Raw genomic sequence first — 16,576 nt, forward strand, 5'->3', positions numbered from 1 at the left:
TACTATTACAATGGTGGCGGAGTTTCTTTGGGCGATATCAATAATGACGGACTAGTAGATATTTATTTCACTTCCAATCAAGGCAAGAATAAATTATATCTCAATAAAGGAAATAATAAATTTGAAGATATCACTGCAAAAGCAGAAGTTGAAGGTCAAAGTGACTGGAAGGCAGGAACAGTAATGGCAGATGTAAACAGTGATGGTTTTCTAGATATTTATGTTTGCGCTGTGGTTGGCATCAATGGTTTCGAAGGCCACAACGAATTGTTTATCAATAATAAAAATAACACTTTTACGGAAAGTGCTGCAAAATACGGATTGGATTTGGACAATTACAGTTCATCGGCGGCTTTTTTCGACTATGATTTGGATGGCGATTTAGATATGTATCTTCTAAATCATGCAGTTCACTCTGAATTATCGTATGGAAATGCAACCATTAGAAACAAAAGAAGTTATGAATGTGGCGATAAATTATTTAGAAACGACAACAATAAATTTGTAGATGTTAGTGAAAAAGCGGGTATTTTTGGCGGTGCAAATGGTTATGGACTAGGTTTAGCCGTTTCCGATTTCAATTTAGATGGTTACCCTGATATTTATATTGGCAACGATTTTCATGAAGATGATTATTATTACCTCAACAATGGCGATGGCACTTTTACCGAAAGTTTGAAAACTTATTTTGGTCATACCAGCCGATTCTCTATGGGTATTGATGTTTCTGATGTTAATCACGATGCTTTTCCTGATATTTTATCTTTGGACATGCTTCCTGAGGATGAAAAAGTCTTAAAATCTTCTTTAGGTGATGACAATCCGCAAATGATGAAACTAAGAACAGAAAAATTTGGATATCATTACCAATACTCTCGCAATATGCTCCAAATAAATCAAAGCGGAAAACATTTTACAGAAACTGCTTTATTGAATGGCGTTGCAGCCACAGACTGGAGTTGGAGTGCTTTATTTGCCGATTATGATCAAGATGGAGAACAAGATATTTTTGTTTGTAATGGAATTCCGAAACGTCCAAACGATTTGGATTATGTGAAATATTTTTCAAATGACCAAATCAAAACTAAAATTAGCACTACAAAATTATTAGACAAAGAAGCATTAAACAAAATGCCAAAAGGCAATGTGACCAATTATATTTTTCAAGGTTCTCCAAATTTAGAATTCAAAAATAAATCGGCTGAATGGATCGAAAACGATTCTATTATTTCTAACGGAAGTGGATATGCCGATCTTGACAATGATGGCGATCTTGATTTGGTGACCAATAATACTAACGATATTGCAACGGTTTACATTAACAAAACAAACGATAAATCAAACTATCTAAAAATAAAATTGAAATTTGAAGGCAAAAATATTTTCGGAATTGGTGCCAAAATAATCGCATATTCAAAAGGTAAAAAACAATGCAAAGAATTGCAAACAACTAGAGGATTTCAGTCATCATCAGAACCGGTGATTCATTTTGGTTATGGAAAAACAACTGTAATTGATTCGCTGGTAGTTATTTGGCCGGACAAAACATGCCAAACTTTATCAAAAGTAAAAACAAACCAAACACTCGCCATCAAAGCGAATACCAACAGAAAAACATTCAATTATCAAACTTTACATCCTAGGGTTTTACCAATTTTCAAAAAATCAGATACGCAATTAGGTATCGATTTTATACACCAAGAAAATGATTTTATAGATTTTACAGCTCAAAAATTAATTCCATACCAACGCTCTGATCGTGGACCAGCAACAGCAATAGGAGATTTGAATGGCGATGGGAAAGAAGATATATTTTTTGGCGGTTCGAAAGGTAAAAAAGCAGTTATTTATCTGCAAAATACCAACGGTTTTACTAAAAAGACTGTAGCCGAAATTGAAGCTGATTCTATTTTTGAAGATGCTTCAGTAGTAATTGCCGATTTTAATAATGATAAGACCAATGATTTGTTTGTGGCTTCTGGAAATGGTGAAAACGCGCAAAATTTAGAAGATAGATTGTATTTAAACAAAAATCAGAAATTTACAAAATCAACTTTACCAGAATTACGTCAAAATGCTTCGGTTATAAAAACTTTCGATTATGATGCCGATGGTGATTTGGATATTTTTATTGGCAATAATTCGGTCACAAATCGTTTTGGAAGTTCGCCCGATTGCTTTCTTTTAAATAATAACAAAGGCGTTTTTTCGAGAGTTCAACATAAATTTTTTGATAATCTAGGAATGGTGACTGATGCCATTTTTGACGATTTCAACAAAGATGGAAAAACAGATATAATTGTCGTAGGAGAATGGATGAAACCTACATTTTTAGCCAACAAAAATAATAATTTTGTAAATGTAACTGAATCTATTTTTCCGGAAAAAAATAATGGTCTCTATCAATCAATTATTCCTTTTGATATTGACCACGATGGCGATCAGGATTATTTATTGGGAAATTGGGGCATGAATTCCAAATTTAAAGCATCGACAAATTTTCCTATGAAAATGTATTATGATGATTTTGATGCCAATGGAGATTATGAAACTATTGTTGCTATTGAAAAAGGACAAAAATATTTCACCACAATGGGATTGGACGAATTGGTTGAAGAATTTAGTGGTTCACTCAAAAAGAAATTTACATCTTATAAATCATTTGCTGGAAAAGCATTAGAGGAAGTTTTTGATCCAAAAATGCTACAAAAAGCAAAATTGTACGAAGTTCATAATTTAAAATCGGGCTATTTAAAAAACGAAAAAGGGAAATTTATTTTTACTCCTTTTGATAATAAACTGCAAGTATCGCCAATAACTTGTTTTGTGAAATCAAATTTTGATAAAGATAGTAAACAGGAAGTTTTCGCTGCTGGAAATTATTTTGGAATAACGCCATATCACTCAAGATTCGATGGATTTTCGGGCGCTTTAATTAAAAACGAAAAAAACATACTTTTAGGCAACCAAATTGGAATCGATTTAACTCAAAAAGCAGTTCGGCATTTAAATATTATTACTTTTCATGAAAAAAATTATATGTTGGTTACTATTAATAATAAAAAAGCAGAAGTTTACGAAATACAAAGTTCCAAATAGAAACGTCGAAAATTTAATTAAAATGAAACCAAAATTTTACATTGGATTATTTTCAATACTACTTTTCTTTTCCTGTAAAAAAGAAACTTCAATAATAGTTAGTAGCAAAGACTATCATGCAGCAGTTGACAATGTAACCCAAATAATGCTTCATGATATATTTTCGCCACCTGTAGCAAGCAGAATTTTTGTGTATCCAAATATTGCCGCTTTCGAAGTAATTGCGCAAAATAGCACAAAATATAATTCGCTTCAAAATCAATTGAATGGTTTAGATTCAATTCCCAAATTGGATTCAAAGGCTGGAGTAAATCAAAAATTAGCAGCTTTAGTAGCCCACATGGAAGTGAGTAAACAATTGGTTTTTTCTGAAGAAATTGTCGAAAAATTTAGAGATAGTTTGTATAAAAAATGGAGTGATTGTAACGAAAAAGAATTTGAAATTTCAAAAGATTATGGACTCAAAGTAGCCGAGAGAATTAAAAAATGGATGGGGAAAGACAATTACAAACAAACCAGAACATTTCAAAAATATACTGTAAGCACAAATATTGAAGGTCGTTGGCAGCCAACTCCACCAGCATACATGGATGCTATTGAACCACATTGGAACAAAATTCGAACTTTGGTTTTGGATTCTGCATCACAATTCAAACCAAAACCAGCCATGCCATTCTCGTTAAATAAAAATAGTGTTTTCTATAATCAGGTTAAAGAAGTGTATGATATTGGAAATGAAATTACAAAAAAAGGAGAATCTTGCGAAGAAGTTAAAATTGCACAATTTTGGGATTGCAATCCGTATGCAACAGTAAACCAAGGGCATATGACTTTTGCGAAAAAGAAAATTACACCTGGCGGACATTGGATGGGCATTGTAAAAATAGCTTCTCAAAAATCAAATGCAGATTTTGAAAAAACCGTTTATGCATACACCAAAACATCTATTGGTATATTTGAAAGTTTTATAAGTTGTTGGGATGAAAAATTTAGAAGCAACGTTATCAGACCTGAAACCATCATTAATGAAAAAATGGATGAAAATTGGAAACCGCTTTTGCAAACGCCTCCTTTTCCAGAATACACCAGCGGGCATTCCGTTTTATCAACTTGCTCAGCAATTATTTTGAACAATATTTTTGGTGATAATTTTTCATTTGTTGACGATACAGAAATACCTTTTGGATTACCAAAAAGAAAATTCTCTTCTTTTGAGAATGCTTCAAAAGAAGCTGCAATTAGTCGGTTTTATGGAGGAATTCATTATAAAGCTTCTATTGAAAATGGTATTGAACAAGGCAAAAACATAGGCGATTTTATTGTTTCAAAATTAAAAATGACAAAATAATGTCGAAAAAAAAATCATATTTTATAATAATTTTTTTAATACTTTCTATACTTTTTTGTTGGTACATTTTTATAAAAGAAAATGACTATACGATTACTTTTAAAGCCAAAACAGCTACAGGAACCGTTTTTCAAGGAATTGAAGAATGGACAAAAATGAGAAAAAACAACAACAAAGAAGATTATAAAATAATTAAAAAGAAAAAATATGAATTTATAAAATTGAGTTTAGCCAATATAATTTACAATTGGGAATTTAGTTCGCTAAACGATTCAATTACAAATGTTAAAGTTGGAATTACCGATTTAAATCACAGTTTTTACAATAGAATTTCAATTCCTTTTTTTAATACAAAGTTTAAAGAAGAACAACTAAAAAAAATCTTAGCATTTAAAACTGGTTTGCAAGAACATTTAAAAAATTTAAAAGTTGGAAAGGTTCAAGAAGGAAAAACTGAAGAAATATTTGTGGCATACATCAAACTAAAGAGTGTAATACAAGAAAAAGCACAAACAATGATCATGGACGATTCAAAAATCACTGGTTTTTTGTATAATAAAAATATAAAAATTATTGGCAAACCATATCTCGAAGTTACTCATTGGAATTTAGAAACAGAACAACTCGAATTTAATTATTGTTTCCCAATTAATAAATCCGAAAATTTAATTGATACTGAATTTGTAAAATTTAAAACAATTCCATCAAAAAAAGGATTAATAGTTTCCTATTTTGGAAATTATAGAACATCCGATCGTGGTTGGTTTGCTATTTTAGATTATGCCAAAAATCATAATATTGAAATAGATTATAAACCATTGGAGCATTTTATGGCAAATCCATTCAATGGTGGTGAAGAACTTTCTTGGGAAGCAAAAATTTGTATTCCATTTAAAAAATAGGCAAAAATAATTTACAAACTGAGGAGATTTTAATTTTATCAATCAATAAAATATTTAACGAAATCCTTTTCGGAGATTAGAATGACGATTTTTTTATCAAATCTTAAATAAATCTTAATTTAAAAGTTAAATTTATAAAAAAACTATCTATTTATTACATATATGCAAAGTAAACTGAAACTGAGTTTTTGGCAAATTATCAATATGAATGTCGGTTTCTTTGGCATTCAATACAGTTTTGGTTTACAACAAAGTGCTGTAAATCCTATCTATGATTTTCTTGGCGCAAGTCCAGACCAACTACCCATTTTAAATCTCGCTGGACCATTAACTGGACTTTTAATTCAACCCATAATTGGCGCTTTGAGCGATAAAACTTGGTTGCCAAAATTTGGAGGACGACGAAAACCATTCTTTTTTATTGGTGCAATCATTTGCAGTTTGGCTTTATTTCTTTTTCCTTTTAGTAGTTCACTTTGGATGGCAGCAGGATTGCTTTGGATTTTAGACGCTGGAAACAACACTGCAATGGAACCATATCGCGCTTTTATAGCTGATAAATTGGATGAATCGCAACAACCAACTGGTTTTCAAGCACAAAGTTTTTTTACAGGATTCGGACAAACATTGGCAAACATTTCACTATTTATTTTTCCAATGATTTTTATTGGAACTACAGGAAAACTACCAACTTGGGTTTTTGCCTCCTTTTTTCTTGGTGCGGTTTGTTCTATTGGTTCGGTTTGGTGGAGTTCGCATACAACCAAAGAAATTCCTCCGACAGACGAAGAATTACAAAAAATAAAATCTGAAAAATTAAATGTTTTTACTCCTTTTATAGATATTTTTTCTGCTATAAAAGATATGCCAAAAGTAATGTGGCAACTAGCACTAGTGTATCTTTTTCAATGGTATGCCTTGTTTTGTTATTGGCAAAATTCATCCAAAAGTATAGCACTTTCTGTTTGGAATGCAACGCCAAAATCCAATCCAAAATTATATGAAGAAGCAGTTGGCTGGACAGGTTTGGTGAACGGTTGGTATAATATTGTTACGTTTTTAGTTGCCTTTGCATTGGTTGGTTTCGCTAGAAGATATTCACCAAAATATGTACATTTTACTTGCTTGGTTTTAGCAGCAATTGGATTTTTAATTTTCCCACATATTGAAAATAAATATTTGCTATTTCCTGCTATAACTGGTTTCGGAATTGGTTGGGCAAGTATGATGGGAATTCCTTATTTAATGGTCGTTTCCAACATTCCGAAAGAACGATACGGAGTATATATGGGAATTATTAATATGATGATTGTGATTCCTATGTTCATTCAAACAATCACTTTTGGCTATATTATGAAGCATTTTTTACATAATGATCCACGATTAGCAATTACATTTGCTGGGGTTTTAGTAATATTAAGCGCAATTTGTACTTTATTCATCAAACCAAAAAAGCAATTAGCTAGTGAATAATATCGCCTATCATAAAGCAATCGAATTATTACAAACCGTTTCCACATCGGCAGGATTTTTGGCTAGTGCAGAAAACACCGCCAATTATAAACGAGTTTGGGCAAGAGATGGCGTTATTTGTGGATTTGCAGCTTTAGCTTCTGGCGATGAAAAACTAATTGAAACCTTCAAAAGTACTTTACAAACATTAGCCAAAAACCAACATAAAATTGGAACCATTCCATCAAACGTCTTAATTTCCGATGATAAAAATGAAGTTAGTTATGGAGGTTTGGCGGGAAGAGTTGATGCGGTAACTTGGTTTATTATTGGCATTTGTCAATATGCTTTCTACAAAGCCGATATATCTTTTGTGGCAAAATACAATCGAGAAATCGAAAAATGTTTTGAACTTTTGGATGCTTGGGAATTCAATAACAAACATCTAATGTATGTTCCATTATCTGGAAATTGGGCCGATGAATATATTACCGATGGTTATGTTTTGTACGATCAACTGTTGCGAATCTGGGCTTTAAAAAGTTATAACTATTTTGTTAAAAGTAATGCTATTTCTGATAAAATAAATAAAATCAAGGAACAAATAGAAATCAATTTCATTCCAAATGCTGTTGGAGAAAAGTATCATGAACGTGCCTATAATGAATTAAAATTTCAAGATTTTGCGCCTTGTTCTTTTTCGCCTTCTGGTTATAAAACACAATTTGATGCATTTGCGAATTCACTTTTTTTGATGTTAAATATTGGAAACGAAACATTTCAAGAGAATACTATGAATTATTTTATTCATTTGCAAAGTCAGACTAATTTTCAATTGATTCCAGCTTTTTGGCCTCCAATTCAGACCACAGATTTAGATTGGAATCTATTAAAAAATAATTGTAAATACGAATTCAGAAATTATCCAAACGAGTTTCACAATGGCGGAACTTGGCCTATGGTAAACGGTTTTTATGGTCTGGCATTGTTATCAAAAAATAAAATAAAAGAAGCCAATTCGCTTTTAGAGCATTTAAACGAAGCAAATGCAATAGAAGATTTTGGTTTCTACGAAAATTTTAATACCGAAACCGAAGCACCAAACGGAGTAAAATATTGTGCTTGGAGCGCCGCAGCAACGGTTTTATTACATCAATCAGTTCACAATAATTTTAAATTACTATTATAATTTGAAAAATATAGACATTATTTGCATAGGCGAAGTTTTAATCGATTTTATTGGTCACGAAGTCAATACTTCCATCAATAGAACCAAAGATTATCACAGATTTCTTGGTGGTTCGCCAACCAATGTGGCAGTAAATGCTTCACGATTAGGGCTGAAATCTTTGTTGGTTGCCACTTGTGGTCAAGACGGTTTGGGCGATTATATTGTCAGAAAATTGAATGCAAATAATGTAATTACGACTCAAATTAAAAAATTAGAAACTACGCCAACATCTGTAATTTTTGTGTCAAAATCTACAGAAACTCCAGAATTTATTCCATTTAGAGAAGCAGATTGTGAAATTGTTGAAGACCAACTTCCAGATGAAATTATTGCTGAAGCCAAAATTTTTCATACTACTTGCTTCGCTTTAAGTAAAAATCCAGCAAGAGAAACCATTTTAAACAGAGCCAAAAAAGCCAAAGAATTGGGTTTACAATTGAGTATAGATTTGAATTTTTCTGAGCGAATTTGGAAATCTAGAAACGAAGCAAAACAAGTGATCGCAGCCTATTTATCAAACGATCCATTAGTCAAATTGAGCGAAGATGATTGTTATAGATTGTTTGCAGAAGTAAAATCGGAAGATTACATTTTTGATTATTTTCATAATCTTGGTGCCTCAACAATATGCTTAACCAAAGGAAAAAAAGGCGTTGTAGTTTCCGATAAAAAAGAAGGTTTGCTTTTTCAAGAAGCAATTCCTATTGATGAAATTAAAGATTCTACTGGTGCTGGCGACGCTTTTTGGACAGGATTTTTATATGCAAAACTGATAAACACTAGTTTAAATGATTGTGTGACTATTGCCCAAAAATTAGCTTCTATAAAACTACAAAACGTAGGCAGATTGCCAGATGGAATCAATTTTCAAGACTTTTTACACGATTAACAAAGACAAATATGAAAAATGCAGCTATAAAATTATCTCTATTTTTTAACTATTTTGTATTTGCAATTTTGCTGAATTGTGTTGGAATTGTCATGCTTCAAATGCAACTTAATTTTGGAGTTTCTAAAAGTGATGCTTCTATCTTGGAAGGTTTTAAAGATTTACCAATTGCAATTGCAGCTTTTATTTTCGCTTCCTTTCTTCCAAAAATTGGACTTAAAAAATCGATGTTAATTGCCTTGGCTTTAGTAACAATTGTTTGCAGTATTATGCCTTTTGCAGATGCTTTTTGGTATTTTAAATTGTTGTTTTTTGTGATTGGTGTTTCGTTTGCATTGATAAAAGTTTCAGTTTTTTCAACTATTGGATTATTGACTAATAACGAGAAAGAGCACAGTAGTTTTATGAATTTTCTGGAAGCTATTTTTATGTCTGGCGTGATGCTTGGCGGATTTGTATTTAGTTATTTTGTAAACGATGCTGATCCAAAATCTAAAGAATGGTTGCAAATTTATTGGATAATTGCTGGATTGTCATTTCTTGCTTTTCTGTTATTATTGTTCTCAAAATTAGACGAAAAAGAAGCCAAAATAGAAAATACATCTTTAGAAAAAGACTTTAAAGAAATGATTGTAATGATTGCAAAACCATTAATAATTGTCTTTATTCTTTCCATCTTTTTTTATGTTATGATTGAACAAAGTTTCTCTACTTGGATGCCAACATTTTACAAAGAAATTCTTCGCGCACCCACAAGTTTGGCAATTCAAGCTGGTTCGATATTGGCTGGCGCCACTTTTTTAGGAAGACTACTTTCAGGATTTGTTTTATTACGAGTAAAGTGGATTCATTTTTTATCCTTTTGTTTGCTTGCAATTGCTACAATAGTTTTACTAGTTATGCCTTTGGCAAAAAATATCATCATAGAAAATAATGCAACAATGACTTGGTTAAACGCACCGTTTGTTCTGTATTTATTACCAATTATGGGATTGTTTTTAGCACCCATTTATCCAACATTAAATTCAACTATTTTGTCTTCGTTGCCCAAACATATGCACAGTTCAATGTCTGGACTAATTGTGGTTTTTTCAGCACTTGGTGGAACTACTGGTTCCATAATTACTGGACATGTATTTGAATCTTTTAATGGAACAACCGCTTTTTATTTCTCATTAATTCCTGTATCTTTAATATTTATTTTATTGTGGATTTTAAATAGTTTAATTTATAAAAATCATTCCAATTCTGATGTAGTTGTATAAAAAATAATAGTCATAAATTTCAAAAGAAATCAATGAAAAAAAAGGCTGCCCTTTTATTATTAATTTTATTAATCACTTCTTTGCTTTATAGTACGGCAGAATACTACTTGCTTATTTCTTACGAAAAAGAACAAAATTGGGTCACTTCTATGAAAAATTTGCCCAATTCAGAGTTTAAAATTTTAAAATTAAATGCTAGTATTTATACATTTGTTGATGATACCGAATTCGAAAACGTAAACGAAAATATCATACTAAATAACAAAATGTACCATGTTTTCAAAAAGAGAATTAAGGACAATATTCTTCATTTGTATTATTTAAGCAATTCCCATCAAAACAAATTGGATATAGAATTAAAAAAAATTAGCGATAAGCAATTATTAACAGATTCTCCTTCAAATAAAAGTCCAATTGAAAAATTATTAAACTCATTTTCAAAAGATTATCTACCTAATATCTATGATGATTATCAAAATTTGTTTACATTACAATCAGATCTAAAGTCCATTTTCGATAATCAGAAGAGAAAACTACGTTCTGGTTTCAAAAATAACAATGACCATCCTCCAAAATTAGTTTAGTTTTTATAAAATTATTTTTGTTTTTAGTAAATGCTAATGATAAAAATATTTCAATGATTTAATCATTTATTTTAAAAACTAAACCATTTAAAAATGAAAAAAACTTTCATAAGTTGTCTTATTTTGACAACTACCATTTTATATTCACAAACCGAGGTAGATGGTTTAATGATGCCTAAAAAAAATATTTGCCTTGGCGGTATTTTCCAAAATAGCTCATGGAGCAACTATTGGGAAGGCACTTTTAAACGCGATAATTTAAATTTTGGAACAGTTACTACAAACACAATTGCTTTCAATGCAAATTATGGCATAACTGATAAAATAAATATCATTGCTGGTTTGCCCTACATTCAAACTAAAGTTTCTGGCGGTACTTTAATAGGTCAAAGCGGTTTTCAGGACATTTCATTCACACTAAAATATAATGTGCTTGAAAAGAAAGTAAACAAAACAACATTTTCATTAATAGCGTTGGCTGGTTTTTCTATTCCAACAACAGATTATGTAGCAGATTATCTGCCGTTAAGCATAGGATTGCAAAGCAAGACAACTACTTTCAGATTAATGGGAGATTATCAAATAGGAAAAATATTTGCCACACTCTCAGCCGCTTATGTAGCAAGAGCAAATATAATTATTGATAGAGATGCCTATTTCACTACTGAATATATTTACTCCAATGAAGTCGCCATGCCAGACGTTTACACCAATAATTTAAGAATGGGTTATCGATCTGAAGAATTGATTGCTGAACTTATCTATGACAACTGGCTAACTTTGGGTGGCTTTGACATTACTAAAAACAATATGCCTTTTCCGAGCAATATGATGAATATGTCAAAAATTGGCTTCCATGGAAAATATACTTTTAAAAAATTGAGAGGATTGGCACTTTTGGGTGGTTACAACTATGTAATTGATGGTAGAAATGTCGGGCAATCCCAAAGCTTTTATGGCGGTCTATTTTACACTATTAATTTTACTAAATTATAATCCAATGAAAAATACAATTCAAAAAACTGTTAGAATAGCTTGCTTTATTCTTGTAACTATGATTACAATTTCATGTAATAAAGATATTGAAGAACGAAATGAACTATATCCACAACTCAATCCAACAAATACCGATTTAACCTCTGGTGGTAGTTGGACAACCTATTTATTAACAACACCATCAGAATTTTCGTTAAATGCACCTATTGCAACAAATACTGAACAATTTGCCATTGAAGTCAATGAGATAAGAAACTACCAAAACAACATATCACAACAACAGAAAGACATCATCAAATATTGGAGTGTTGGTGGCGTGTTGCGATGGAATGAAATAATGCGAACTTTGGTTGCGCGACACAATTTGCCTCCTTATCAAAATGAAGATGGAACCTACCCTATTCCATCTGGAGCCAATCCGTTTAATTATCCTCAATTCCCATTTTCAAATCCGCCGTATGCAGCACGTGCTTATGCTTATGTTTCTGCAGCACAATATGATGCTATGGTTTCGACTTGGTATTATAAAAAACTATACAATCGTGTAGCACCTTATGCTGTAGATCTTGGTATTAAGGTTTTAGTTCCAAAAAGCACTATGCCTTCTTATCCTTCAGAAGATGCTGTATTAGCTGGCGTTACAGTCGAAATGTTGAAACTTTTATTTCCCACGGAAGTCGAATTTATAACACAAAAGGCGGAAGAACAAAAATTATATCGCATTATTAGCGGTGCCAATGTGAGAAGTGATATTGATGCTGGATACCAACTTGGAGGTAAAATAGCAGCCAAATTTATCGCTAGAGCCAAAACAGATGGAGCTGGTGCCGCTGTTGGCAATCCTACAATTTGGGCACAATTGGAAACTACAACTGCTGCTACTGGACAAATTCCATGGAAATCTTTGGAATTGCCACCAAGACCGCCAATGCTACCTTTGTTTGGAAAAGTTAAATCGTTTCTTCTAACACCAGATATGATAATTGCCAATAGACCCGATGCTCCGCCTTCGACTAGTTCTGCGCAATTTGCTGCTGAACTAGCAGAAGTAAAAAATTTCAGCGAAAACAATTCCCGCGAAAACATGAAAATAGTAAGTTATTGGGCCGATGGCGTGGGAACATTCACACCACCTGGACATTGGAATTTAATTGCTAGTGAAAATTTCGTTCTAGAAAATTATAGCGAATTAAGATGGTCAAGAAACATGGCGTTACTCAACATCACCTTGATGGATGCGGCTATCAGCTGTTGGGATGCTAAATATTTTTACTTCAATCCAAGACCGTGTCAAATCGACCCATCTATCAAAACGTTAACTGGAACACCAAATTTTCCAGCGTATGTTTCTGGTCATTCCGCTTTTAGCGCTTCGGCTGCAACTTTTTTGTCACATATTATTCCTTCCAAACAATCCATATTTCAATCCATGGCAAAAGAAGCTTCAGAATCAAGAATAATGGGCTGTATTCATTATCGAAGCGATTGCGAAGCAGGATTTATTTTAGGGAAAAAAGTAGGGCAACTTGCTGTTAATCGAGCTGTTTCTGACGGTGCAGAATAAAATGTAAAATAAGTTTAGCAGTTTTTAAAGTTATATAAACTATTATTAAGGGAGAATCAAATCATATTTTTTGTAATTTGCTTAGTGAATTTTAGAACAAAACAATTAAATGAAAATTATCCTTCATATAGATGAAATTTTAAAATTACTTCTTGCACAAGAAGACACCGACTTTGATAAAAAAATAACCAAAGACGATTCTGGTTCAAAAAAATTCATATTAATAGATGAAAAAACAAAGCAAAATTTTGCAATTGAAGGTACTTATTTTTTATCCAATTTATTACAAGAATTAATTCTGGCGCAAGAAAGTAATCAAGATTTTATTGAAACCGAAAAGATTTTTGAACTTCCTGCCAACCGAATTTCAAGAATGATAAAAGATTATTTTTGGAACGGTTTAACACGAACTTTAGACGAAAGTGGATTGCAGAAATTATTGATAGATTCAAAATCAAAAACGGAGAAATCGATTATTTATGTTCCTTTTACTGATGATTTTGCTTTAAATTATTATCAAAAATTGGCATCAAAATTCAATTTAAAAGTAGTACAACTTCCGAAAGAAATTACGCCTCAATATGTAAGTAGTATCAATGATGAAGGAGGAATTTTAGTCTTAGGATTACAAAATAAAGACGGAAAAATTTCAGGCTTACCATTTGTAGTTCCAGGCGGAAGATTTAATGAAATGTATGGTTGGGACAGTTATTTTGAAAATATTGGATTGCTCATAGACGGAAAACTGGATTTAGCCAAAAGTATGGTTGATAATTTTTGCTATCAGATTACACATTATGGGAAAATTTTAAACGCCAATCGTTCTTATTATTTGACTAGAACGCAACCGCCATTTTTTTCTAGTATGATTCGAGAAGTTTTTGAAGCAATGCCAAATAAAGATTTCGATTGGCTTCAAAAAACACTTTCAATTGCCATAAAGGAATATGAAACCGTTTGGATGGAAACTGGAAAAAGATTGACAGAAAATGGATTAAACCGATACTTTGCACAAGGAATTGGATTGCCACCAGAAACCGAAGCTGGACATTATGATGACATTTTAAAACCCTTTGCCGAAGCAGAAAAAATGTCAATTTCTGAATATGAAAAATTATATTACGAACGAAAAATAGAAAATCTCAAGCTGGATAATTATTTTGTTCACGACAGAAGCGTTCGCGAAAGCGGTCACGATACAAGTTACAGATTAGAAGGGATTTGTGCCGATTTGAATGTTGTTGAACTGAATGTCATGTTGTATAAATATGAAACCGATTTTGCCGAAATGATTTCAAATTATTTTGATGATTCATTCGAGTACAATTCTAAAATTTACACTCAAAAATACTGGATTGAAAAATCGGAAAATCGAAAAATTATAATTAATAAATTCCTTTGGAACGAAGAAGAAAGTTGCTTTTGTGATTATAACTTTAAAACTCAAAAGCAAAACATTTTTCTTTCAGCTACCAGTTTTTTTCCACTTTGGGCAAAAATTGCAACCCAAGAACAAGCTGATAAAATGGTTACAAATTCGTTACCAAAACTTATTTTTTCTGGAGGAATTGCAGGTTGTTCAAAAAAAGCTTTAAAAAATATTGACAGCTCTCAAATGCAACGCCAATGGGATTATCCGTTTGGTTGGCCACCACATCAAATAATTATTTGGCAAGGATTAATCAATTATGGTTATGATAATTTGGCTCAGGAATTAATTTACAAATGGCTTTTTATGATTACTAAAAATGCTTGCGACTACAACGGAACAATTCCCGAAAAATATGATGTTGTAGCTTGTTCGCATAACGTTTTTGCAGAATACGGAAATCAAGGTACCCATTTTGAATACATTACTCGTGAAGGTTTTGGCTGGATGAATGCTTCGTTTCAGTTGGGAATGCGACTTTTGAGTGATGATTTAAAAGTGGAATTGAATAGACTTACTTTGCCTTCTCATTTATAGATTATCCTATTTTCACAAATTAATATTTACTTTTAATGATGGATAAAATGACCAAACCAAAAGAAATAATTGATGCTATTTTATTTTCTCCTTTTATCGGTTTTAAGTTATTTTTTATATTTGTGCCTAATCCAGCTTTTCGCTTTAGCCCTCATTTTAAAAGCTTTTTTTCTATTCTCACAACAGGAGCTTCCTTTGGTCGCTCTGTTGCTCGTAGAAAAAATAGCTTTTAAAATTTCGGGGCTGCCGCTGCAATTTGGGGCATGGTGGTAGTTTCTAGAATTTGTATTTTGCCCAGCCTCATATTTTCAAATAGCAATAATTTTTTTTTTTTATTGCGAAGTTGCAAACTTTGCACAGGTAGTTTGCCACCCGAGCGATAGAGAACAGGCGAAGCAAATCATCCTAAATACAAAACCAACTTTAAAGTTTGCCTAAAATCCCAATTGCGCCAAACCGCCTTGTGCGATTGTGCTTTTGTCAATTTATGTTTCAAAAATCAAGTTCATCAAAGTCTTCTATTTCAGATAGTTTTATAATTTTTTTGATATTGATATTTTCCCAAGTATCTTTAAAATTCTCTTCGTAATTATCTCCATCATCATCTTTGTTTAAATTGTCTCTAGTGAGTTTCTTCTTTGTCGAGAAATTAATACTCACTTCATATTGAGGCACCGGACCGCGACTAGAATATGAATTATAACCTATTAATTCCATATTGCCTTTTTTGTAACGAAATGTATAACTCCAATTTCCATACCTTCCGTGTCCATAATTGACATTTAAGTTTCCTTTTTCAATATCTACATTGAGTTCAGGAGCAAAATAAACACCACCATCCTCGTTCTCAGACGAAAAACAATCATAGTTTTTTGCGGCTAACTCATAATAATCACCTTTATTTAATAGTACAATAATACCTCTTCTGTTTCGATCTAATTTTCCACGACTTTCGTCAAGTATAATTTTACTTTTGTCCGTTCCTTTGATGATAAGTATTATGTCTTCAATTCCGTCTTTGTTCAAGTCGCCTTTTATTTCGTCCCAGCCGCCTGCTGAAATTCCACCTTCATATTTATGAATTACATATCCTTTTGGTATAAATTCATTTGGATTTTTCTTTACTTCGATATTTTGAGCCGAATTATTTTCATCAATTCTGTTTTGTTTTACTTTTTGAATTTCTCTACTTTTCTTTACTACTGATTTCTGCTTTTCATTTTTACAAGATTGTAAAACAAAAGCAAATATTAGAATTAAAAATATTTTTTTCATGTTTT

At 31.8% G+C, this 16,576-nt stretch carries 13 protein-coding genes; 12 read left to right on the forward strand and 1 reads right to left on the reverse strand.

The window, feature by feature from the left end:
* The 12 genes from RMN92_RS04220 to RMN92_RS04275 all read left to right on the forward strand — a co-directional run.
* Nucleotides 1-3,099: VCBS repeat-containing protein (locus tag RMN92_RS04220; protein WP_309608215.1), on the forward strand; the 3,099-nt coding region annotated here is incomplete at its 5' end.
* A 22-nt stretch (nucleotides 3,100-3,121) separates the two neighbouring features.
* Nucleotides 3,122-4,447: a vanadium-dependent haloperoxidase gene (locus RMN92_RS04225; RefSeq protein ID WP_309608216.1), complete on the forward strand. Its 1,326-nt coding sequence runs from the start codon at nucleotides 3,122-3,124 to the stop codon at nucleotides 4,445-4,447.
* Nucleotides 4,447-5,349 carry a hypothetical protein gene (locus RMN92_RS04230; protein WP_309608217.1) on the forward strand — a complete coding sequence of 301 codons (903 nt, stop codon included), beginning with the start codon at nucleotides 4,447-4,449 and terminating at the stop codon, nucleotides 5,347-5,349. Before RMN92_RS04225 ends, RMN92_RS04230 begins: the two co-directional genes overlap by 1 nt.
* 162 nt (nucleotides 5,350-5,511) lie before the next feature.
* On the forward strand, nucleotides 5,512-6,822 hold the full coding sequence (locus tag RMN92_RS04235) for an MFS transporter (RefSeq protein WP_309608218.1): 1,311 nt from the start codon (nucleotides 5,512-5,514) through the stop codon (nucleotides 6,820-6,822).
* A complete protein-coding gene (locus tag RMN92_RS04240) occupies nucleotides 6,815-7,990 on the forward strand; it encodes a fructofuranosidase/invertase (protein ID WP_309608219.1) in 1,176 nt (391 codons plus the stop codon). Before RMN92_RS04235 ends, RMN92_RS04240 begins: the two co-directional genes overlap by 8 nt.
* A 1-nt stretch (nucleotide 7,991) precedes the next feature.
* On the forward strand, nucleotides 7,992-8,921 hold the full coding sequence (locus RMN92_RS04245) for a carbohydrate kinase family protein (RefSeq protein ID WP_309608220.1): 930 nt from the start codon (nucleotides 7,992-7,994) through the stop codon (nucleotides 8,919-8,921).
* An 11-nt stretch (nucleotides 8,922-8,932) separates the two neighbouring features.
* Nucleotides 8,933-10,186 (forward strand): MFS transporter, encoded by a 1,254-nt coding sequence (locus RMN92_RS04250; protein WP_309608221.1) that lies wholly within the window; start codon nucleotides 8,933-8,935, stop codon nucleotides 10,184-10,186.
* A 32-nt stretch (nucleotides 10,187-10,218) separates the two neighbouring features.
* Nucleotides 10,219-10,770, forward strand: coding sequence for a hypothetical protein (locus RMN92_RS04255; protein ID WP_309608222.1), 552 nt, complete (start codon nucleotides 10,219-10,221; stop codon nucleotides 10,768-10,770).
* 93 nt (nucleotides 10,771-10,863) lie between these two features.
* A complete protein-coding gene (locus RMN92_RS04260; RefSeq protein WP_309608223.1) occupies nucleotides 10,864-11,766 on the forward strand; it encodes a transporter in 903 nt (300 codons plus the stop codon).
* Between the two features lie 4 nt (nucleotides 11,767-11,770).
* Nucleotides 11,771-13,330 carry a phosphatase PAP2 family protein gene (locus RMN92_RS04265; RefSeq protein WP_309608224.1) on the forward strand — a complete coding sequence of 520 codons (1,560 nt, stop codon included), beginning with the start codon at nucleotides 11,771-11,773 and terminating at the stop codon, nucleotides 13,328-13,330.
* A 109-nt stretch (nucleotides 13,331-13,439) separates the two neighbouring features.
* Complete coding sequence (locus tag RMN92_RS04270) at nucleotides 13,440-15,296, forward strand: trehalase family glycosidase (protein WP_309608225.1); 1,857 nt, start codon at nucleotides 13,440-13,442, stop codon at nucleotides 15,294-15,296.
* Between the two features lie 35 nt (nucleotides 15,297-15,331).
* On the forward strand, nucleotides 15,332-15,529 hold the full coding sequence (locus tag RMN92_RS04275) for a hypothetical protein (protein WP_309608226.1): 198 nt from the start codon (nucleotides 15,332-15,334) through the stop codon (nucleotides 15,527-15,529).
* Nucleotides 15,530-15,788: 259 nt separating this feature from the next.
* On the opposite strand, the gene RMN92_RS04280 is transcribed toward RMN92_RS04275, so the two are convergent.
* Nucleotides 15,789-16,576, reverse strand: a 788-nt coding sequence (locus RMN92_RS04280) for a hypothetical protein (RefSeq protein WP_309608227.1), incomplete at its 5' end; no start/stop codon positions are given.

The organism is Flavobacterium sp., from assembly GCF_031363805.1.
Taxonomy (GTDB): Bacteria; Bacteroidota; Bacteroidia; order Flavobacteriales; family Flavobacteriaceae; genus Flavobacterium.